This is a genomic window from Streptomyces sp. NPDC051452 (genome assembly GCF_044454765.1).
In the GTDB taxonomy this organism is placed as follows: domain Bacteria; phylum Actinomycetota; class Actinomycetes; order Streptomycetales; family Streptomycetaceae; genus Streptomyces.
Genome location: NZ_JBITEB010000002.1, coordinates 274,521 through 294,786 on the forward strand (window position 1 = coordinate 274,521; position 20,266 = coordinate 294,786).

Annotated in this window: 19 protein-coding genes; 8 read left to right on the forward strand and 11 right to left on the reverse strand. The window is 73.7% G+C overall.

Going from position 1 to position 20,266, the window contains the following annotated elements:
- Positions 1 to 38 precede the first annotated feature (38 nt).
- Both ACIBA9_RS06495 and ACIBA9_RS06500 read left to right on the forward strand, forming a co-directional pair.
- Positions 39 to 1,211, forward strand: coding sequence for a thiolase C-terminal domain-containing protein (locus tag ACIBA9_RS06495; protein WP_399360220.1), 1,173 nt, complete (start codon positions 39 to 41; stop codon positions 1,209 to 1,211).
- Between the two features lie 163 nt (positions 1,212 to 1,374).
- Positions 1,375 to 2,043 (forward strand): pyridoxal 5'-phosphate synthase, encoded by a 669-nt coding sequence (locus ACIBA9_RS06500; protein ID WP_399360222.1) that lies wholly within the window; start codon positions 1,375 to 1,377, stop codon positions 2,041 to 2,043.
- Positions 2,044 to 2,071: 28 nt separating this feature from the next.
- Here the strand turns inward: ACIBA9_RS06500 and ACIBA9_RS06505 are convergent, their stop codons facing one another.
- Complete coding sequence (locus tag ACIBA9_RS06505; protein ID WP_399360224.1) at positions 2,072 to 2,461, reverse strand: Zn-ribbon domain-containing OB-fold protein; 390 nt, start codon at positions 2,459 to 2,461, stop codon at positions 2,072 to 2,074.
- Entirely contained in the window at positions 2,458 to 2,910 is a 453-nt protein-coding gene (locus ACIBA9_RS06510) for a DoxX family membrane protein (RefSeq protein ID WP_399360226.1), read from the reverse strand. The genes ACIBA9_RS06505 and ACIBA9_RS06510 overlap by 4 nt, the downstream gene beginning before the upstream one ends.
- Positions 2,911 to 3,055: 145 nt before the next feature.
- Here ACIBA9_RS06510 and ACIBA9_RS06515 point away from each other — a divergent pair, with 145 nt between their 5' ends.
- The 3 genes from ACIBA9_RS06515 to ACIBA9_RS06525 all read left to right on the forward strand — a co-directional run bounded on the left by ACIBA9_RS06515 (position 3,056) and on the right by ACIBA9_RS06525 (position 7,351).
- Positions 3,056 to 4,234: a flavin-containing monooxygenase gene (locus ACIBA9_RS06515; RefSeq protein WP_399360228.1), complete on the forward strand. Its 1,179-nt coding sequence runs from the start codon at positions 3,056 to 3,058 to the stop codon at positions 4,232 to 4,234.
- Positions 4,235 to 4,340: 106 nt separating this feature from the next.
- Entirely contained in the window at positions 4,341 to 6,569 is a 2,229-nt protein-coding gene (locus ACIBA9_RS06520) for an acetate--CoA ligase family protein (protein WP_399360230.1), read from the forward strand.
- Positions 6,560 to 7,351 (forward strand): enoyl-CoA hydratase/isomerase family protein, encoded by a 792-nt coding sequence (locus tag ACIBA9_RS06525; protein ID WP_399360232.1) that lies wholly within the window; start codon positions 6,560 to 6,562, stop codon positions 7,349 to 7,351. The genes ACIBA9_RS06520 and ACIBA9_RS06525 overlap by 10 nt, the downstream gene beginning before the upstream one ends.
- A gap of 23 nt (positions 7,352 to 7,374) precedes the next feature.
- On the opposite strand, the gene ACIBA9_RS06530 is transcribed toward ACIBA9_RS06525, so the two are convergent.
- Positions 7,375 to 8,124, reverse strand: coding sequence for a helix-turn-helix domain-containing protein (locus tag ACIBA9_RS06530; protein WP_399360234.1), 750 nt, complete (start codon positions 8,122 to 8,124; stop codon positions 7,375 to 7,377).
- A gap of 284 nt (positions 8,125 to 8,408) precedes the next feature.
- Between ACIBA9_RS06530 and ACIBA9_RS06535 the strand changes: the two genes are divergently transcribed.
- Positions 8,409 to 9,017 carry a flavin reductase family protein gene (locus ACIBA9_RS06535; RefSeq protein ID WP_399361240.1) on the forward strand — a complete coding sequence of 203 codons (609 nt, stop codon included), beginning with the start codon at positions 8,409 to 8,411 and terminating at the stop codon, positions 9,015 to 9,017.
- 23 nt (positions 9,018 to 9,040) lie between these two features.
- Here the strand turns inward: ACIBA9_RS06535 and ACIBA9_RS06540 are convergent, their stop codons facing one another.
- The gene (locus ACIBA9_RS06540) at positions 9,041 to 10,345 is read right to left on the reverse strand and encodes an MFS transporter (RefSeq protein WP_399360235.1); all 1,305 of its coding nucleotides are present in this window, start codon (positions 10,343 to 10,345) and stop codon (positions 9,041 to 9,043) included.
- Between the two features lie 71 nt (positions 10,346 to 10,416).
- On the opposite strand from ACIBA9_RS06540, the gene ACIBA9_RS06545 reads away from it, so the two are divergent.
- Positions 10,417 to 11,505, forward strand: coding sequence for a GlxA family transcriptional regulator (locus tag ACIBA9_RS06545; RefSeq protein ID WP_399360237.1), 1,089 nt, complete (start codon positions 10,417 to 10,419; stop codon positions 11,503 to 11,505).
- Here the strand turns inward: ACIBA9_RS06545 and ACIBA9_RS06550 are convergent.
- From ACIBA9_RS06550 to ACIBA9_RS06560, 3 genes are all read right to left on the reverse strand, one after another.
- Positions 11,427 to 12,476, reverse strand: a complete 1,050-nt coding sequence (locus ACIBA9_RS06550) for a Zn-dependent alcohol dehydrogenase (RefSeq protein ID WP_399360239.1) — start codon at positions 12,474 to 12,476, stop codon at positions 11,427 to 11,429. The genes ACIBA9_RS06545 and ACIBA9_RS06550 overlap by 79 nt on opposite strands.
- A complete protein-coding gene (locus ACIBA9_RS06555; protein WP_399360241.1) occupies positions 12,476 to 13,624 on the reverse strand; it encodes an acyl-CoA dehydrogenase family protein in 1,149 nt (382 codons plus the stop codon). The genes ACIBA9_RS06550 and ACIBA9_RS06555 overlap by 1 nt, the downstream gene beginning before the upstream one ends.
- A 115-nt stretch (positions 13,625 to 13,739) precedes the next feature.
- The gene (locus ACIBA9_RS06560) at positions 13,740 to 14,654 is read right to left on the reverse strand and encodes an SDR family NAD(P)-dependent oxidoreductase (protein ID WP_399360243.1); all 915 of its coding nucleotides are present in this window, start codon (positions 14,652 to 14,654) and stop codon (positions 13,740 to 13,742) included.
- A gap of 86 nt (positions 14,655 to 14,740) precedes the next feature.
- Between ACIBA9_RS06560 and ACIBA9_RS06565 the strand changes: the two genes are divergently transcribed.
- Positions 14,741 to 15,667 carry a cyclase family protein gene (locus ACIBA9_RS06565; RefSeq protein ID WP_362158541.1) on the forward strand — a complete coding sequence of 309 codons (927 nt, stop codon included), beginning with the start codon at positions 14,741 to 14,743 and terminating at the stop codon, positions 15,665 to 15,667.
- A 268-nt stretch (positions 15,668 to 15,935) separates the two neighbouring features.
- Here ACIBA9_RS06565 and ACIBA9_RS06570 read toward each other — a convergent pair whose 3' ends face one another.
- The 4 genes from ACIBA9_RS06570 to ACIBA9_RS06585 form a co-directional block, all read right to left on the reverse strand.
- Positions 15,936 to 16,409, reverse strand: a complete 474-nt coding sequence (locus tag ACIBA9_RS06570; protein WP_362158828.1) for an ATP-binding protein — start codon at positions 16,407 to 16,409, stop codon at positions 15,936 to 15,938.
- Positions 16,410 to 16,961: 552 nt separating this feature from the next.
- Complete coding sequence (locus ACIBA9_RS06575) at positions 16,962 to 17,837, reverse strand: acyl-CoA dehydrogenase family protein (RefSeq protein ID WP_399360245.1); 876 nt, start codon at positions 17,835 to 17,837, stop codon at positions 16,962 to 16,964.
- Positions 17,838 to 17,895: 58 nt separating this feature from the next.
- Complete coding sequence (locus ACIBA9_RS06580) at positions 17,896 to 19,026, reverse strand: acyl-CoA dehydrogenase family protein (protein WP_399360247.1); 1,131 nt, start codon at positions 19,024 to 19,026, stop codon at positions 17,896 to 17,898.
- Positions 19,026 to 20,243 (reverse strand): amidohydrolase family protein, encoded by a 1,218-nt coding sequence (locus ACIBA9_RS06585; RefSeq protein ID WP_399360249.1) that lies wholly within the window; start codon positions 20,241 to 20,243, stop codon positions 19,026 to 19,028. The genes ACIBA9_RS06580 and ACIBA9_RS06585 overlap by 1 nt, the downstream gene beginning before the upstream one ends.
- Positions 20,244 to 20,266: the final 23 nt, after the last annotated feature.

A 20,266-nucleotide genomic window follows, 5' to 3' on the forward strand; every position in this document is an offset into this window, starting at 1 on the left:
CTGCCGCCCTTCGCGTGATCTGATGTACCGTCAGATTTATGAACCCAGGGAGCAGGAAAGTCGCCGTGGTGGGCGTGGCCCTCTCCGACTGCGGCCGCGTGACCGACACGACCCCGTACGCCCTGCACGCCCAGGCGGCTCGCCGCGCCCTCGCGGACGCCGGCCTGGACCGCGCCCGGGTGGACGGGTTCGCCTCGGCGGGCCTCGGCACACTGGCGCCGGTGGAGGTCGCCGCACATCTGGGCCTGCACCCCACCTGGGTGGACTCCACCTCCGTCGGCGGTTCGACCTGGGAGGTCATGGCGGCGCACGCGGCCGACGCGATAGCCGCGGGCCACGCGAACGCGGTCCTCCTCGTCTACGGCTCGACGGCGCGGGCGGACATCAGGGCCGGCCGCAGAACGGGCGACCTCTCCTTCGGCGCCCGGGGCCCCCTGCAGTTCGAGGTCCCCTACGGGCACACGCTGATCGCCAAGTACGCGATGGCGGCCCGCCGCCACATGATCCAGTACGGCACCACGACCGAGCAGCTGGCACAGGTCGCCGTGCAGGCGCGGGCGAACGCGTCCCTGAACCCCGACGCCATGTACCGCACGCCGATCACGACCGACGATGTCCTGTCCGGCCCGCTGATCGCCGACCCCTTCACCAAGCTGCACTGCTGTCTGCGCTCGGACGGCGGGGCGGCGGTGCTGCTGGCGGCCGAGGAGTACGCGCGGGACTGCCGTACGGCGCCGGTCCGGATCCTCGGCACCGGCGAGTACGTCTCGCACGCGTCGATGTCCGAGTGGGAGGACTTCACGGTGTCCCCGGCGGCGGTCAGCGGACGGCTGGCCTTCGAGCGGGCCGGGGTGCGACCGGACGAGATGGACTTCGCCGAGATCTACGACGCCTTCACCTACATGACCCTCGTGACCCTGGAGGACCTGGGGTTCTGCGCCAAGGGCGAGGGCGGCGCGTTCGTGGAGGAGGGCCGCCTGCTGACCCGGGGCGGCCGGTTGCCGGTCAACACGGACGGCGGCGGCCTCTCGGCCCAACACCCGGGTATGCGCGGCCTGTTCCTGCTGGTGGAGGCGGTACGCCAACTCCGGGGCGAGGCCGGCGCCCGCCAAGTACGCACCCCCGCGGGCGACCTGCCCCGCCTGGGCGTCGCCTCGGGCACGGGGGGCTGGTTCTGCTCGTCGGGGACGGTGGTGTTGGGGCGGGGGTGAGCGGGGGCGGGACCGAGCGGTCGTACCGCCGGATCCGGCAGCCGGGAGCGCTCGCCGTGGCGCGGGGCGGGTGACGCGGCGGGCCCGGTGGAGGGCCCGGTGGAGGGCCCGGTGGAGGGGTGCCGCCGGGTGTGGGCCGGTGGGTGGGGTGATACTCGGCTGCATGGCACAACAGGATCTTCACGAGATGCTCCGGTCGGCGCGGGTCTGGGCGCCCGGGACGACCGAGCTGCGTCCGCTCGACCCGCAGACGGCTCCGCCCACCCCGTTGGCCCTGTTCACCGGCTGGTTCGCGGATGCGGTGGCGGCGGGCCAGCCGGAGCCGCACACGATGTCGCTGGCGACGGTGGACGAGGAGGGGCTGCCGGACGTACGGATCGTGATGCTGCACGGCGCCGACGCGGACGGCTGGGCCTTCGCCACCCACGCCACGAGCCGCAAGGGCCGCGCCCTGCAAGCGCACCCGCACGCCGCCCTCGCCTTCTACTGGCCGCTGCTCGGACGCCAGGTCCGGGTGCGGGGGCCGGTCACGGCCGCGCCCTCGGGGGAGAGCCAGGCCGATCTGCACGCCCGGTCCACGGGTGCGCTGGCCGCCGCGCTGACCGGACGGCAGAGCGAGGACCTGGCCTCCCTGGAAGACCTGCGGCAGGCGTCGGAGGCGGCCTGGCGGCGGGCCCGGGAGAACCCGGCGGAGCCCTCCCCCACCTGGACCCTGTACCGGTTGCACCCGCGGACGGTGGAGTTCTTCCAGGGGGACGCGGACCGGCGGCACGTACGCCTGGAGTACCGGAGCACCGGCTTCGGCTGGAGCCGGTCGCTGCTGTGGCCCTGAGGGGGCCCGGGCGGCGTCGCGGCCGGGATCACGGCCCGAAGACCGGGGCGCCCTCCCGGAACCGCACCCGCAGCGGCATGCCGGCCACCAGTTCCGTCGCCGCGCACCCCACCACCTCCGTCATCATCCGCGGCCCCTCCGCCAGATCGACCACGGCCGCGGTGTAGGGGGTGCGGGCGCCGAAGGGGCGCAGGTCGTTGCGGTGGACCGTGGACCAGGTGTAGAGGGTCGCGCGACCGCTCGCCTCCTCCCACACCACCGCCTCGCTCCAGCAGTGCGGGCAGAACTCCCGGGGGTAGTGGTGGGCCCGCCCGCACGCCCCGCAGCGCCGGATCAGCAGCCGGCCGCGCGCGGCCGCCTCCCAGTACGGGCGGGTGAAGGCGTCGGGCTCCGGGATGTCGTGGCGCCCGGCACTCACCGGAACCACCCCAGCCACGCGTCCACCGACCACGTCTGCCACGCCATCGCGAAGAGGCCGGTCACCGAGATCAGCGCCATCATCGAGTTCTGGCCCTGCTCCGCCCAGTCGTGGACCATGAGGACGAAGTAGAGCGCGTTCAGCAGCAGGCCGCCGACCAGGGCCACCGGGGTCAGGAAGCCGAGGATCAGGCCGAGGCCGAGGGACAGCTCGGCGTAGGCCACCACGTACGCCATGAGCCTCGGACGCGGCGTGACCACCGCGTCGAAGCCCGTCCGGACCGGCGCCCACCGGTGCCGCGCCGCCACGCCGGCCGCCCAGGCGATGCCGCTCCCCCGCTCGAACCAGGCCTTCTTGTCCTTGTGCCGCCAGCTCTCCAGCCACCACAGCCCGAGTCCTATGCGCAGCACGGCCAGCCACTGCGCGCCGTCCAACCCTATGGAGTCCATAAATCTGACGGTACGTCAGATACCGTGCCTTGCCGAGCCCCCCGTCGCGGCCCGGTACGACGGCACGACGAGGCGTGATCAATCCGCAACCAATTCCGGTCTTGACCGAGACCCATCAAGCCGGTGGATGATTACGCTCCCGCTCATGGCAGCCTTCCGTCCCGCGTCCGTGCACCTCTCCCCCACCCCGGCGGACCGCCCGGTCTACGTCATCGGCGGCGGTCCGGGCGGCCTGGCCGCCGCGTACGCCCTGCGGGCCCGGGGTATCCGCGCGGTGGTGCTGGAGAAGGCCGACCACGTGGGCGCCTCCTGGCGCCGGCACTACGACCGGCTCCGCCTGCACACCACCCGGCGGCTGTCCGCGCTGCCGGGCCTGCCGATACCCCGCAGGTTCGGGCGCTGGGTGGCCCGGGACGACGTGGTGCGCTACCTGGAGAAGTACGCCGAACACCACCGGCTGGAGATCGTCACCGGCGTGGAGGTGCACCGCGTCGAGCGGACCGAGGACGGCACGGGCTGGCTGCTGCACGCCTCCGGCGGCCGGGAGCTGACCGGCAGCGCGGTGGTCGTCGCCACCGGCTTCAACCACACCCCCCGCATTCCCGACTGGCCCGGCCGGGAGGGCTACGCGGGCGAGTTCCGGCACGCGGGCGAGTACCGCGACGCCGCGCCGTACGCCGGCCGTGACGTGCTGGTCGTCGGCGTCGGCAACACCGGCGCGGAGATCGCCGTGGACCTGGTGGAGGGCGGCGCCGCGCGGGTGCGGCTGGCCGTGCGCACCGCCCCGCACATCCTGCGCCGCTCGACCCTGGGCTGGGCCTCCCAGTACACCGGCGTGCTGGTGCGGCGGCTGCCGGTGCGGCTCGTGGACCGGCTCGCCGGTCCGGTGGCCCGGATCAGCGTGCCGGACCTGTCCGCCCACGGGCTGCCCCGGCCGGACACCGGCCTGTACAGCAGGGTGCGGCAGGGCGCGATCCCGGTCCAGGACGTCGGTCTGGTCGACGCCGTGCGCCGGGGGAAGGTGGAGGTCGTGGCGGCCGTCGAGGCGTTCGAGGACGGCAAGGTCGTCCTCGCCGACGGCGGCCGGATCTCCCCGGACGCGGTGATCGCGGCCACGGGGTACGTCCGCGCGCTGGAGGAACTGGTCGGGCATCTCGGGGTCCTGGACGAGCGCGGCAGACCGACGGTGCGCGGCGGCCGCACCCCGTCCCAGGCCCCCGGTCTGTATTTCACCGGTTTCACCAACCCCATCAGCGGAATGCTCCGGGAGATGGCGCTCGACGCCGAGAAGATCGCCAAGTCGGTGGCGAAGCGGCTGCGCTAGCCCGTACGGCAACTTTGCCGTGACAACCCATTCCTGACGCTCCGTCAGTTCAGTAACCTGACTGAGCGTCAGTTTTGTTGGCTGTCTCACAGGAGCGGGCGGACCGATGCTTGGATCAACCCACGGCACCCTCACCACCGACTCCCGCCGGGCCCGGGTCATCGCCTGCGGCGAGCAGCGGCCCGGCCCCGCCGTCCACGGCCGCGCCGACGAGGCCGACGACCTGGACGTCAGCGGGCGCCCGCTGTACGCGGACGTACCGGACCTCGCCCGCTTCTTCCGCCCGGAGTCCGTCGCCGTGATCGGCGCCTCGGACGCCGAGGGGCGGCCCAACACCGGGATCACCCGGCAGCTGCTGGCCTGGGCGGAGCGGGTCGGCGCGCGGGTGCACCCCGTGCATCCCACCCGGTCCACGGTGTTCGGCCTCCCGTGCGCCGGCTCCGTCGCCGAGCTGCCCGAACAGGTCGACCTCGCCGTCCTGCTGGTCGCCGACCCGCTCCCCCTCGTCGAGGAACTGGCCGAGGCCAAGGTGCGGTTCGCCGTGGCCTTCGCCTCGGGTTTCGCGGAGACCGGCGAGGCGGGCGCCGAGGCCCAGCGGCGGCTCTCGGACGCCGTGCGCCGCTCGGGCCTGCGACTGCTCGGACCCAACACCAACCTCAACGCCTTCGAGCACTTCCGGGAGGACCTGACCGGTCCGGCCATCGCGCTGATCACCCAGTCCGGGCACCAGGGCCGGCCGGTCTTCGCCCTGCAGGAGCTGGGCATCCGGCTCTCGCACTGGGCCCCCACCGGCAACGAGGCCGATCTGGAGTGCGCCGACTTCATCTCCTGGTTCGCCGAGCGGCCCGAGGTCGGCGCCATCGCCTGTTACCTGGAAGGCCTGAAGGACGGCCGCGCCTTCCTGCTGGCCGCCGACCGCGCCGCCCGCCGGGCGGTCCCGGTGGTCGCCGTGAAGGTGGGGCGGACCGAGGCCGGGGCCCGTACGGCCGCCTCGCACACCGGCAAGCTCACCGGCGCCGACGACGTGGTGGACGCGGCCATGCGCCAGTACGGCGTGATCCGCGTCGACGGCCTGGACGAACTCCAGGACACCGCCGCTCTGTTGGCCCGCGCCCGCGCCCCGCGGGCGGACGGCGTCGCCATCTGCTCCATCTCCGGCGGCACCGGCGCCCATGTCGCCGACCTCGCCACGGCGGCCGGGCTGCGGCTCCCGCGCCTGTCCGAGGCCAAACAGGCCGAACTGCACCAGTGGATAGCGGAGTACCTCGGCGTCGCCAACCCGGTGGACAACGGCGGCCACCCGGTCGGCGACGAGCGCGGCCGGAAGATCATCGACGCGATCCTGGCCGACCCGGCCGTCGGGGTGCTCATCTGCCCGGTCACCGGGCCCTTCCCGCCGCTCAGCGACAGACTCGTGGCCGACCTCGTCCAGGCCGCCGAGGAGACCGACAAGCTGGTGTGCGTGGTGTGGGGGTCGCCGGTGGGCACCGAGCCCGCGTACCGGGAGGTGCTGCTGGGCTCCTCCCGCGTGGCCACGTTCCGGACCGTCGGCAACTGTCTGACCGCCGTCCGCGCCTGGCTGGAGCACCACCGCTTCGCGAGCCGCTACCGCTCCCCCTTCGACGAGGCCCCGCGCACCCTGTCCCCCTCCTTCCGCAAGGCAGAGGCGCTGATGCGGCCGGGCTGTCAGCTCAGCGAGCACGCGGCCAAGCAGCTGCTGCGCGCCTACGGCATCCGGGTGCCCCGCGAACAGCTGGTGACCAGCGCGGCGGCGGCCGTCCGGGCGGCCGCGCAGGTCGGCTACCCGGTGGTCATGAAGGCCTCGGGCGGCCGGCTCGCCCACAAGACCGAACTGGGCCTGGTGAAGATCGGACTGACCTCGGCCAGCCAGGTCCGGGACGCCTACCGCGAGCTGACCGACATCGCCCGCTACGAGGGTGTCCCGCTGGACGGCGTCCTGGTGTGCCAGATGGTCGAGCAGGGCGTGGAGATGGTGGTGGGGGTGACGCACGACGAGCTGTTCGGGCCGACCGTGACCGTCGGGCTCGGCGGGGTGCTGGTGGAGGTGCTGCGCGACGCGGCGGTCCGGGTTCCGCCCTTCGGCGAGGACCAGGCCCGGGACATGCTCGACGACCTGCGCGGCCGGGCCCTGCTGGACGGGGTCAGGGGCCGGCCGCCGGCCGACCGGGAGGCACTGGTGGAGGTGGTCCTGCGGGTGCAGCGCATGGCGCTGGAACTGGGGGACCACATCGACGAGCTGGACATCAACCCGCTGATGGTGCTGCCGCACGGACAGGGCGCGGTGGCACTGGACGCGCTGGTGGTGTGCCGGTGAGCGGGATCGCGCACGAGGTGCGCGAGCACGTCTCGTACATCACTCTCGACCGTCCGGAGGTCCTGAACGCGCTCACGCCCGCCCTGCGCGACCGGCTCGTCGGGCTGCTGGCCGAGGCGTCCGCGGACCCGGCCGTGCGGGCGGTGGTGCTGACCGGCACCGGGCGCGGCTTCTGCGCCGGAGCCGATCTGCGCGGGTCCGCCGGCTCCGGTGAGCGGGTCGCGGGTGACGTGGCCCGCACCCTGCGCCTGGGTGCCCAACGCCTGATCGCGGCCGTACTGGACTGCGAGAAGCCGGTACTGGCCGCCGTCAACGGCACGGCGGCCGGGCTCGGCGCGCATCTGGCGCTCGCCTGCGACCTGGTGCTGGCCGCCGAGTCCGCCCGGTTCATCGAGGTGTTCGTGCGGCGCGGTCTGGTGCCGGACGGCGGGGGCGCCTATCTGCTGACCCGGCTGGTGGGCCCGCAGCGGGCGAAGGAGCTGATGTTCCTCGGGGACGCGGTCCCGGCGGCGGACGCGCACCGGCTGGGACTGGTCAACCGGGTGGTGGCGGACGGCGAGCTGGCGAAGACCGCCCGGGAGTGGGCGACCCGCCTGGCCGCCGGCCCGACCCGGGCCCTGGCCCTGACCAAGCAGCTGGTGAACGCCTCCCTCGACGCCGACCGCCCGGCCGCCTTCGTGGCGGAGGCGTGGGCGCAGGAGCTCAACATGACGACCCGGGACGCCCGGGAGGGCCTGCGCGCGTTCGCCGAGCGCGGGGAGCCGGAGTTCCGGGGGCGGTGAGGGCCCGGCCCAAGGGCCACTTCTCAGCGGTGCTCGGGCGGGGCGGTGCCCTCCCCGGCCGCCCCGGTCTTGGTGTGGAGGACCTCGCGGGCCTGGTCGGCGGCGCGGGTGATGCTCTCGCTGATGAAGTCGAGGAAGCGGGCGATGTTCTCCAGGCGGGCGGCGGCCGGGGTGCTGGGGCCGAGGACGGCGACGCCCTGGCGTGCGGTCGCGACGAGGCGGTCGTTGGCCCGGGCGCTGGCGATCGTCGCCTGGTAGAAGAGTTCGTCGTCGACGACGTACCGGTCGCGGCGGCGTTCGTCGCGCTCCCGGCGGACGAGGCTCTGACTCTCCAGGAAGCTGATCGCCTTGGAGATGGAGGCCGGGCTGACCTGGAGGCGCCCGGCGAGCCCGGACGCGTTGAGGCTGCCCTCGTCGGTGGTGAACAGGCAGGTCAGCACCCTCGCCGCCATCTTGGGCACACCCGAGGCGATCAGGACCGCGGTGAGCGTCTCCTCGTACTCGGCCACGGCCTCCGCGTCGCGTCCGTGCGGCTGGGGGGCGGACTCCGCGCCGCGGGTGGCGGCGGGCCTGCGCCGGTGGGCGCGGCGTTCGGTGGCACGGTGGGCCAGGTCGGCGCGGTAGGCGGTGGGGCCGCCGTTGCGCATCACCTCACGTGTGATCGTCGAGGTGGGGCGGTCGAGGCGCCGGGCGATCTCGGCGTAGGCGAGGCTGTCGGCCAGCCCGGACGCGATCTGCTGGCGTTCCTGCTGGGTGAGCCTGCCTCCCGGCATCGCGGGTCTCCTCGGTGATCCTCCGTGACGGTCCCTGTCCGCCCCACCCTAGCGTTCACTTCTCGCTCATTGCAATGATCGCGATGGCGGTTGTTGCGTTACGGGCAGAAGCACTTTCCACGAATAAGCTGGCGTTACGTGGCTACAGTGCAACATGTGTATTGCCGTCACTTGGAACGCAACGTAGCGTTTTCATCATCAGGAAAGCCAAGCGAGCGACCGCGTCGATCCGGCCGGTCATCGGCCTTGTTACCTGACGCGGCGTCAGCTTCAATGGGACGGTGATGGGACACGCTGGGGCGGCCGCCGCCGCCGTTCGTCATCTCGGGTCGGCTCCGCCGGCTCCCCGGCCCGTGGAGGCCTTGCCCCGCCCGGAGTTGCGATGCGTACGCGACGGTGAGCGGGCGCCGGTGGAGCAGGGTGAGTTCCGGCGGGTGCTGGGGGCCTTCCCGACCGGCGTCACCGTGATCACCGCGCCGGCGGCCGACGCCTCGCCGCCCGCCGGGTTCGCCTGCCAGTCCTTCTCCTCCCTCTCCCTCGATCCGCCCCTGGTCTGCTTCATGGTGGGCCGTACGTCGACGACCTGGCCCCGCATCGCCCGGGCGGGGGTCTTCTGCGTCAACGTCCTCGGCGCCGGCCAGGGCGACCTGTGCCGCGCCTTCGCGGTCAGCGGTGCCGACAAGTTCGCCGGGGTGGCGTACGACCCGGCGCCCGTCTCCGGCTCCCCCCGCCTCGCCGGTGCCGCCGCCTGGATCGACTGCGCCGTCCACGCCGTGCACACCGGCGGCGACCACCTCGTCGTCGTGGGCCGGGTGACCGCACTCGGCGCCGAGGAGCCGGTCGAGCCGCTGCTGTTCCACCGCGGACGGTTCGCCCGGCTCGGCACCGGCTGAGCCGCCGGCCGGGACACGGCCGCTCAGGACACGGCCGGCAGCGCGGTCCCCCGGGTCCGGCGGATCACCAGGGACATCAGGGCGGCCGCCGCGCACAGGGTGCCGGAGGCGTACCAGACCGGGTCGTAGGTGCCGAAGACATCGTGGGCGAGACCGCCGAGGTAGGCGACGAGCGCCGCGCCGACCTGGTGCGAGGCGAGCACCCAGCCGAAGACGATGGCGCTGTCCTCGCCGTACTGCTCCCGGCACAGCGCCAGGGTCGGCGGCACGGTCGCCACCCAGTCGAGGCCGTAGAAGACGATGAAGAACAGCATCGGCGGATGCACGGCCGGGCCCAGCAGCATCGGCAGGAACACCAGGGAGACACCGCGCAGGGCGTAGTAGACGGCGAGCAGGCGGCGCGGTTCGAAGCGGTCGGTGAACCAGCCGGAGGCGACCGTGCCGACCACGTCGAACACACCGATGACCGCGAGCAGCGAGGCCGCCGTGGTGACCGGCATCCCGTGATCGTGCTCGGCGGGCACGAAGTGGGTCTGGATCAGGCCGTTGGTGGAGGCGCCGCAGATCGCGAAGGTGCCGGCGAGCAGCCAGAAGGTGCCCGTGCGCACGGCGGAGGACAGGACCGTCAGGGTGCGGCGGGCGGCGCCGGTGACCGGCGCCGGCTTGGGCACGAACTCCCGGGAGCCGTAAGGCTTCTGCGCGACGTCGGCCGGGTGGTCGCGCAGCAGGATCCAGACGAAGGGGACCACGGCGAGCGCGGCCAGGGCGACCGTGACGGCGGCCGGGCGCCAGGTGTGGCGCTCCACGATCCAGGACAGCAGCGGCAGGAAGATCAGCTGGCCGGAGGCGGACGCGGCGGTGAGGATGCCGCTGACCAGACCGCGCCGGGTGGTGAACCACCGGTTGGTGACGGTCGCCGCGAAGGCGAGGGCCATCGAGCCGCTGCCGAGGCCGACCAGCAGGCCCCAGCACAGCCACAGCTGCCAGGGCCGCGTCATCCACACGGTCAGACCGGAGCCGAGCGAAATCACCGTCAGCGCCACCGCGACCACCCGGCGGATGCCGAAACGGTCCATCAGCGCGGCGGCGAAGGGGGCGGTGAGGCCGTACAGCGCGAGGTTGACGGAGACGGCCGCGCCGATCGTGCCGCGCGACCAGCCGAACTCCTCGTTCAGCGGGTCGACGAGCAGTCCGGGCAGGGAGCGGAAGGCGGCCGCTCCGATGATCGTGACGAAGGTGACGGCGGCGACGAGCCAGGCGCGGTGCACGCGGCGGTGCCGGTCGGCCGGTTCCTGGACGGGGGCGGCGGCTGCGGTTGTCTGAGACACATCATCCAGGGTCCGGTTTCCGTTCCCGCGCATCGAGTGGCCCGAAGGACAGCATTCGTTAGGATCGGGCCATGGCTCTCACCGAGGGGTTCCGTCCGCACCGGGTCGTCGTCCTGGCCCTCGACGGGCTGCTGCCCTTCGAGCTGGGCATCCCGCACCGCATCTTCGGCCGTCCGACGGACGCGCGGGGGCGGCGGCTGTACGAGGTGGTCACCTGCTCCGTCCGGCCGCCCGGCCCGGTCGAGACGGACGCCGACTTCGCCCTGCACGTCGCGCACGGCCCGGAGGCGCTGGCGGACGCCGACACGGTGATCGTCCCGGCGTCGTACGAGCTGGGACCGGTCTTCGAGGAGGGCCGGCTCACCGGCGAACTGGCCCGAGCGCTCGCCCGGGTCCGCCCCGGCACCCGGCTGGCCTCCATCTGCACCGGTGCCTACGTCCTCGCCGCCGCGGGCTTTCTCGACGGCCGCCCGGCGACCACGCACTGGGCCGACGCCGTGCGCTTCCAGCGGATGTTCCCGCGGGTCCGGGTCGACGCGGACGTGCTGTTCGTCGACGACGGTGACGTGCTCACCTCGGCCGGGGTCGCCGCGGGGATCGACCTGTGCCTGCACATGGTGCGCCGCGACTTCGGCACGGCGGTCGCCAACGAGGTGGCCCGGCGTACGGTCGTACCACCGCACCGCGACGGCGGCCAGGCCCAGTACATCGAACGCCCGGTACCCGACCCGCAGTTGGCCACCACCACCGCGGCCCGCGCCTGGGCGCTGGACCGTCTGCACGAGCCGATCCAGCTGCGGGACATGGCCGAGCAGGAGGCCATGTCGGTGCGCACCTTCACCCGCCGGTTCCGCGAGGAGGTCGGCGTGAGCCCCGGCCGGTGGCTCTCCCGGCAGCGGGTGGAACGCGCCCGCCACCTCCTGGAGTCCAGCGACCTGACCATGGACCAGGTGGCCCGCGAGGCCGGCTTCGGCACGGCCCAGTCGATGCGCCAGCATCTCCAGCAGGCGCTCGGGGTGACCCCCACGGCCTACCGGCGGACCTTCCGGACGGCGGCGAACGGGGCCGGGGACCCGTGCGGTCAGAAGGTGAGCACCGCCCGCGCCACCCGGCCCGCCTCCGCCTCCGCGCGGGCCTTGGCGAAGTCCTCCACGGGATAGACGGCCGTCACCAGCTCGTCGAGCAGCAGCCGGCCCTCCCGGTACAGCTCGGCGTACAGGGCGATGTCGGCCTGGGGGCGCGAGGAGCCGTAGCGGCAGCCGAGGACGGACTTGTCCAGGTAGAGCGAGGAGACCAGGAAGGACGCCTCGGCCGTGGCGGGCGGCACGCCGAGCAGGACGGCCTGGCCGTGCCGGTCGAGGAGGTCGATGGCGGCACGGATCAGCTCCACGCGGCCGACGCACTCGAAGGCGTGGTCGGCCCCCGTGGGCAGGAGGTCCCGCACGGCGTCCACCGAGGTCAGGAAGTCGGTCGCGCCGAACCGCCGGGCCACCGCCGCCTTGGCCGGATTGCTGTCCACGGCCACGATCCGCAGGGCGCCCGCGAGTCGCGCGCCCTGGAGCACGTTCAGTCCGATCCCGCCCGTACCGATCACGACGAGACTGTCCCCGCGCTCCACCCGGGCCCGGTTCAGCACCGCCCCCACGCCGGTGAGCACTCCGCACCCGATCAGCGCGGCGGACGCCGGCGGGATGTCCGCGGGGATCCGCACCGCCTGTACGGCCTTGACGACCGTGCGTTCGGCGAAGGCCGAGTTGGCGGCGAACTGGTACACCGGCGCCCCGCCCCGGGTGAACGGCGTGCCCGGGCGTCCGATCGCCCGCCGGCACATCGTCGGCCGCCCCCGGTCGCAGTCGGCGCAGGTGCCGCAGTTCGCGAGCGTGGACAGCGCCACGTGGTCGCCGGGCGCGACATGCGTGACCCCGGCCCCCACCGCCTCGACCACCCCCGCGCCCTCGTGGCCCAGCACCACCGGCACCGGGAAGGGGATGGTGCCGTCCACCACGGACAGGTCGCTGTGGCACAGCCCGGCCGCCGCTATCGCCACCAGCACCTCGCCGGGCCCCGGCTCGCGCACCGCCAGGTCGTCCACCACCAGGACCTCGCCGCCGTCGAACACCACGCCACGCATCACACAGCCCCCTTGGGCTCTCTGGGCAGACCGAGCACGCGCTCGGCGACGATTCCGCGCTGGACCTGGTCCGAGCCGCCGTAGACGGTGTCGGCCCGGGAGAAGAGGAACAGGTGCTGGGCCGCGTCGAGTTCGTACGGCGCGGCGGGCGACCAGTCCGCCGGCCCGGCCGTGGCCGCCGCGCCCCGCACCTGTACCGCCAGCTCGCCCAGCCGCTGGTGCCAGCCCGCCCACAGCAGCTTGGCCACGCTGGGCGCGCCCGGGTCGGCGAGGCCGCCGAGGGTGCGCAGGGCGTTCCAGCGCATGGTCCGCAGCTCGGCCCACTGCCGGACGAGCCGCGCGCGCACGACCGGGTCGTGCACGGCCCCGCTCGCCCTCGCCGCCCGCACCACCCGGGCCAGCTCCTCGGCGAACCCGATCTGCTGGGCCAGGGTGGACACGCCGCGTTCGAAGCCGAGCAGGCTCATCGCCACCCGCCAGCCCTCTCCCGCGCCGCCGACGAGGTGCTCGGCGCGCGCGTACGCCCCGTCGAAGAAGACCTCGTTGAAGTCGCTGGTGCCGGTCAGCTGGCGGATCGGGCGGACCTCGACGCGACCCGGCTGGTCCATCGGGACGAGCAGGAAGCCCAGCCCGTGGTGGCGGCGGGAGTCCGGGTCGGTGCGGGCAAGCACGAAACACCAGTCGGCGTCCCGGGCCAGCGAGGTCCAGGTCTTCTGCCCGGTGATCCGGTAGTGCGGGCCGTCGGGCACCGCCACCGTGCGGACGCCGGCGAGGTCGGAACCGGCGCCCGGTTCGCTGTAGCCCTGGCACCACAGTTCCTCGCCGGCCGCGATCGGGGGCAGGAAACGGGCCTTGTGCGCGTCGGTGCCGTGGGCGAGCAGGGTGGGGGCGAGCAGGTTCTCGCCGATGTGCCCCGAGCGCGGGGGCGCGGACGAGCGGGCGTACTCCTCCGCCCAGGCGACCTGCCGGGTGAGGCCGGCGGTCCGGTTGCCGTACCCCGCCTCCGGCCAGCCGAGGCCGATCCAGCCGGCCTTGCCCAGGGTCCGTTCCCAGGCGCGCCCCCCGGTGTCCGTGCCGGCGTGCGCGGCCAGCCAGGCGCGAGCCTCGACGCGGAACGCCTCGTCCTCTTCGCTGAACCCGAAGTCCATGCCATCCGCCTTGGATCGAGTGCCCGTCACCACCGGGCCGGCGGTCGCCGGCCCGTGAACCGTTCCGCGGTGCGCGCATGGCATCGCGCGGCAGACGCGAATTGTCAGACGGTTCCTAGCCGGCGTTCGGCCGGGATCCGCTGCGCGCCGCCTCCTCCATCGCCGCGAGCCGGGCGAGCATCGGCATCGGGTCCACGCCGACCGACCCCGGCAGCGACTGCGCGATCCGCTCCGGTGTCCAGGTCCCCTCGCCGTACAGGGCGCGCAGTTCGCGCGGCTGGGCCCACACCGCGATCTTGGGTCCGGCGACCGTGTACACCTGCCCGGTGACCCCGTGCTCCTTCGCCCGGTCGGACAGCAGGTAGACCACCAGCGCGGCGACGTCCTCCGGCTCGCCGATCTCGCTCAGCTCCGTCGGCACGTTCGCCGACATCCGCGTCCGGGCCACCGGGGCCACGGCGTTCGCGGTCACCCCGTACTTGTGCAGGCCCAGCGCGGCGCTGCGCACCAGCGAGATGACGCCGCCCTTGGCCGCGCTGTAGTTGGCCTGGGAGACCGAGCCCTGGTGGTTGCCGCTGGTGAAGCCGATGAGGGTGCCGCACTTCTGGGCGCGCATGACGGCGGAGGCGGCCCGGAAGACGGTGAACGTGCCCTTGAGATGGGTGGCGAGGACCGGGTCCCACTCCCGCTCGGTCATGTTGAACAGCATGCGTTCGCGCAGGATGCCCGCCACGCACACGACCCCGTCGAGGCGGCCGTACGAGTCCAGGGCCGTGTCCACCACCCGCTGCCCGCCGGCCATCGTGGAGATGTCGTCGGCGACCGCGACGGCCTCGCCGCCCGCCGCCTCGACCTCCTTGACGACCGACTCGGCGACCTCGGCGGCCGGTGCGGTGCCGTCGGTGGAGACCCCGTAGTCGTTGACGACGACCTTCGCGCCCGCGGCCGCCGCGGCGAGCGCGACGGCCCGTCCGATGCCGCGTCCGGCGCCGGTCACGGCGACCACCTTGCCTGCCAAGAAGTTCCCCACACCCGGCCCCTTCCCGCGGTTTCTGACGGTCCGTTAGATTTTATGGCGCGCAGGACGCGCGGACACAACCCCCGGGGAGGAACCGGATGGCACTGCCCGAGGAGTTCCACGAGATCGCCGGGCGCGTGAACAACTGGGGGCGCTGGGGCACCGACGACGAGATCGGCACGCTGAACCTCATCACCGACGAGGTGGTGCGCCGGGCGGCCGCCGAGGTGCGCTCCGGCCGCCGCGTGCCGCTGGCGCTGCCGCTGAGCCAGGACGGGGTGCAGACCGGGGTGATCCCGGGCAGGGTCAATCCGCTGCACGTGATGGTGCAGATCAACCAGGAGCTGTTCGGCCCCGGCACGGTCGCGTGCAGCGACGACGCGGTGACCATGGGGCTGCAGGCGGGCACCCACTGGGACGCGCTCACCCACGTCTCGCACTCGGGCACGCTCTACAACGGCCGGCCGGCGCACACGGTCACCGCGCACGGGGGCGCCGGGTTCGGCGGCATCGACAAGGCCCGGCACATCGTCTCGCGCGGGGTGCTGCTGGACGTGGCCCGGGCGCGGGGCACCGACCGGCTGGAGGGCGGGCACGCGGTGACGCCGGAGGACCTGCGGGCCGCGGAGGAGTTCGGCGGGGTCCGGGTGCGCCCCGGGGACATCGTGCTCGTGCGCACCGGCCAGCTGCGGGTGTACCTGTCCGGGGACCGGCACGGGTACGGCTATCCGTCACCGGGTCTCTCCGTGCGCTGCCCGGAGTGGTTCCACGCGCGCGATGTGGCGGCGGTCGCGAACGACACGCTCACCTTCGAGATCTTCCCGCCCGAGATCGAGGACCTGTGGCTGCCCGTGCACGCCCTGGACCTGGTGGAGATGGGGATGCCGCAGGGCCAGAACTGGAATCTCGAAGAGTTGTCCACAGCCTGTGGAGAAGAGGGGCGGTACGCGTTCCTGCTGTCGGCGATGCCGGAGCCGTTCGTCGGCGCGACGGGGACGCCGGTGGCGCCGGTGGCGATCCTGTGAGGCGCCCGCGCCCGCCGCGGGGTCCGCGGCGCCGGTCGGTGGCGCGCTCCCCCCACCGCTGTGCGCACGCGCCACCGACCGCTACGACCCACACTCGACGAGGACCGCCGTCATCCGGGCCCTCGCCGTCCCCTCGCGGCGAATCGACGCCCACCAGCGTGATCAGGCCAGGACGAGTCGTCAACGCCGGAACGGTGATATGTCGCGTACGTCCCGGGCACGGCGCCCGCGCACGGGTGCACCCCCGGCGCATCCGCGCACCGGGGGTCTACACGGCCTCGAAGGCCAGTCCCTCGTAAGCGGACAGTCCGCACCCGTACGCCATCGCCGCGCTCTCACCGGGCTTCGCGCAGCGGTCCAGTTCGCACCAGATGCTCTTGCCCGCGCCCTCGGCACTCCAGCCCCAGCGGTCGGCCAGGCAGTCCACGAGCGCCAGGCCGCGGCCGCCGGTCGCCTCGTCGCCGGCGCACCGCGGCACGGGGGCGCGGGAGCTGGTGTCGGCCACCTCCACGCGCACCGGGGCCGAGGGCGCGGCACGGGTCGCCGGGTCCGGCAGGGAGAGCCGCAGCACGGCCGGCCGGCCGGTGTGCACCACGGCGTTGGTCACCAGCTCGGAGACGAGCAGGATCAGGGTCTCGGCCAACGGCTCGTCGGCCCCTATCCCAGACCCGGCGAGCCGCGAGCGGGCCCACCTCCTGGCCCGTCCCACCTCCGCGGGGTCGGGCCGGATCTCCAGCTGCACTTGAAGCACCTGCACCGCTCACACCATCCGAACCGGCGGACACATGAACCGACGCCACCCCGGCGACACGGCGCGAGCCGTGACGAGCGGCACGACGAGGGCCACGATCGTAGCCATTTTCTGCATGGCCAGGACAACGGCCAGAGCAAGGGTCACGGAACGTGATTCCCTTACGCGACAGCATGGTTGACGTACAGTCACCCCAACAAGCGCTTCGGGCATATTCCAGCGCGAAGGAGTACGCGTGAGGCATACTGTGCGACGCTCGCGTCGGGGAGTCGAACAGGCGGCGACACAGGCCCTGACCGCCCCGCGAACAGCGGCGCGCACCGCGCGGACCGGCATCACCCCAGGGGCGCCACCGGCACGGCCCGTGCTCGCAGCCACTCGCATCCCACACAAGGTACCGGAGCGGGCCCCCGACTCCAGGCCGTGACGAGTCGCGAAAGGGACACAACCCGGTATCGACGCTCCGTGATTCCAAGGCGCCACGATCCGTGACATCTTGGGCCATTGCTTTTCGGGTGGCGGGAGGGCGGGCCCGGCGGCCGGTCAGCGGGCCAGCCGCGCGGCCAGAAGCTCCTCGCTCACCGCGCTCCCGCCACCGCGCCGGGCCCGCACCCAGGCCCGCTTCAGATGCAGATGTACGTCCGCCTCCCAGGTGAACCCCATGCCGCCGTGCACCTGGAGGCAGTCACGGGCCCCGCGCACGGCGGCCTCATCGGCGAGCAGCCGGGCGGCGGCGATGTCGGCGTCGTCGGCGGTCACGGCGGCGGCGTAGACGGCGACGCGGGCGGTCTCGTTGCGCACCAGCAGGTCCGCGCACAGGTGTTTGACGGCCTGGAAGGCCCCGATCGGCCGGCCGAACTGCTCACGCGTCCGGGCGTGTTGCACGGCCAGTTCGCACACCCGGACGGCCGTGCCGAGCTGCTCGGCGGCGCCGAGGAGGCAGGCCACGGGATCCTCGGGCGCACCGGCCACGGCACCCGGCACCCGGTGCAGGGGCGTGAGCGGGTCCACCGACCGCAGCGGCAGGGCACCGCCGGCGTCCCCGAGGACCACGTCGGCCGCCTCCAGCCACTCCACCAGCGGACCGTCCACGGCCGTCACGACCGTCTCCCCGGCGGCGGCGCCGGGCACGGAGCCGGCCGCCAGGTGGGTGGCCACGAGCGGCCCCGGGAGCAGGGCCCGGCCCGCCTCCTCGAAGGCCAGCACCGCCTCGGGCAGACCCAGTCCGACCCCGCCGTCCGCCTCCGGCAGCCGCAGGGCGAAGAACCCCGCCGTGCCCAGCGCCCGCCACAGGGCCCGGTCGATCCGGCCCGGCGCGTCGACGGCCGTCCGCAGCTGCTCCCGGCCGAAGCACCGCTCCAGCAGCTCCCGCACGCCGGCCCGCAACGCGCGCTGACCCTCGTCGAGTTGGAATCGCACGCTCGGCTCCTTCGGGCGGACCGGGGCTTTCGGGCCAGGCCGGCGGCGGACATGGCCGTCATCGCCTGGGCAGGCCGAGGATGCGCTCGGCCACGATGTCGCGCTGGATCTGCGAGGTGCCGGCGGCGATCGTGTACGACAGGGCGGACAGCCGCTCCAGCACCCAGGGGCGGTCCAGATCGAGGCCCTGCGGACCGAGGACCTCGGCGGCCGCGTCGTACAGCTCCTGGCGGGCGTGGGAGTAGCGCAGCTTGAAGACCGAGCCCCCGGTCCCCGGCACCCCGCCGCTCGCCTCCGCCTCGCTCACGTTCCACTGCACCAGCCGCCACAGCGCCCGGAACTCGGCGTCGAGCCGGCCGAGGCGGCGGCGCAGCACGGCGTCGTCCCAGCGGCCGTTGTCGCGTGCCGTCCGGGCCAGCTCGGCGAGGGTGCGGCGGCAGGCGACGACCTCCCCGACGAAGGCCGTGCCGCGCTCGAAGGAGAGGGTCACCATGGTCACCCGCCAGCCGTCGTTCTCCGCGCCGACCCGGTTGGCGACCGGCACCCGCACCTCGTCGAGGAACACCTCGGCGAACTCGGCCGACCCGGCGAGCGTGCGCAGCGGCCGAACGGTGACGCCGTCCGCGTCCATCGGCAGGGCGAGCCAGGTGATGCCCCGGTGCCGGGGCGCGTCCGGGTCGGTGCGAACCAGCAGTTCGCACCAGTCGGCGACCTCGGCGTGCGAGGTCCAGATCTTGGACCCGGTCACCACGTAGTGGTCGCCGTCGCGCCGAGCGCGCGTGCGCAGCGCGGCCAGGTCGGAGCCGGCGCCGGGCTCGCTGAACCCCTGGCACCAGACCTCCTCACCGCGCAGGATCGGCGACAGCCAGCGCGCCCGCTGCCCGGGGGTGCCCTCGGCGGCGATGGTGGGCCCGGCGTGCAGCAGCCCGACGAAGTTGGCCCCGACGTAGGGCGCGCCCGCCCTCTCGGTCTCCTCCAGGAAGATCAGCCGCGTGGTCGGGGAGGCGTCCCAGTGGACGTCGGCGTACCCGGCGTCGTACAGCATGCGCTGCCAGCCGAGGTCGTAGGCGCGGCGGCCGGGCCAGTCGTCGGGCGAGGGCCGGGCCGGCAGGGTGGGCAGCGCCTTGCCGAGCCACTCCCGCAGCCGGGCCCGGAACTCCTCCTCCTGCGGTGTGCGGGAGAGGTCCATCACCCGCGCCGCCGGTCGAGGTCCCGGTCCAGGTCCAGGCCCAGCATGCGGATGGCGTTGCCCCGCATGAGCTTGTGGACCGTCTCGTCGTCGAGGCCCTTGACGTGGTCCAGGGCGACCTCCCTGGTGTGCGGGAAGGTCGAGTCGACGTGCGGGTAGTCGGTCTCGAAGGTGGCGTTGTCGCGGCCCACGGCGTCGATCGAGGCGACGCCGTGCTTGTCGCGGAAGAAGCAGCAGAAGATCTGCCGGTAGTAGTACGTCGACGGCGGCTCGGGGACCAGGTCGCGCACCCCGCCCCAGGCCCGGTGCTCCTCCCACACGTCGTCGGCGCGCTCCAGGGCGTACGGCACCCAGCCCATCTGGCCCTCGGAGTAGGCGAGGGTGAGCCGCGGGAACCTCACCAGGACCCCGCTGAAGAGGTAGTCCATCATCGAGGCCATCGCGTTGTTGAAGCTGAGCGAGGCCTGCACGGCGGGCGGCGCGTCCGGCGAGGCGGCCGGCATCTGGGAGCTGCTGCCGATGTGCATGTTGACGACCGTTGCGGTCTCCTGGCAGACGGCGAAGAACGGGTCCCAGTAGCCGGAGTGGATCGAGGGGAGCCCCAGGTGGGTGGGGATCTCGGAGAAGGTGACGGCCCGCACCCCGCGCCCGGCGTTGCGCCGGATCTCGGCGACGGCCAGGTCCACGTCCCACAGCGGGATCAGGCACAGCGGGATCAGCCGGCCCCCGCTGTCCCCGCACCACTCCTCCACCATCCAGTCGTTGTAGGCGCGTACACAGGCGAGGGCGACCTCCTTGTCGTGCGCCTCGGCGAAGGTCTGCCCGCAAAAGCGCGGGAAGGTCGGGAAGCAGAGACTGGCCTCGACGTGGTTGAGGTCCATGTCCGCCAGGCGGGCCTTGGGGTCCCAGCAGCCGCGCCGCATCTGCTCCCGGGTGATCCCCTCCAGCGTCATCTCGTCCCGGTCGAAGCCGACGGCGGCGATGTTCCGCTTGTACGGGAACTTCAGGTCCTCGTAGATCCACCAGTCCGTCGGCTGCCCCTGCGGGTCCATGGTGATCTGGTACTTGCCGGCGACGTAGGCCAGTTCCCCGATGCCCGCGGTCAGCGGCCGGGGTCCCCGGTCCCGGTACCGGGCCGGCAGCCAGGTCTCGAAGAGGTGCGCCGGCTCGATCACGTGGTCGTCGACGCTGATGATGCGGGGCAGTTCGGTCGCCATGGGTCCCCTCCGCCGGACGGTAC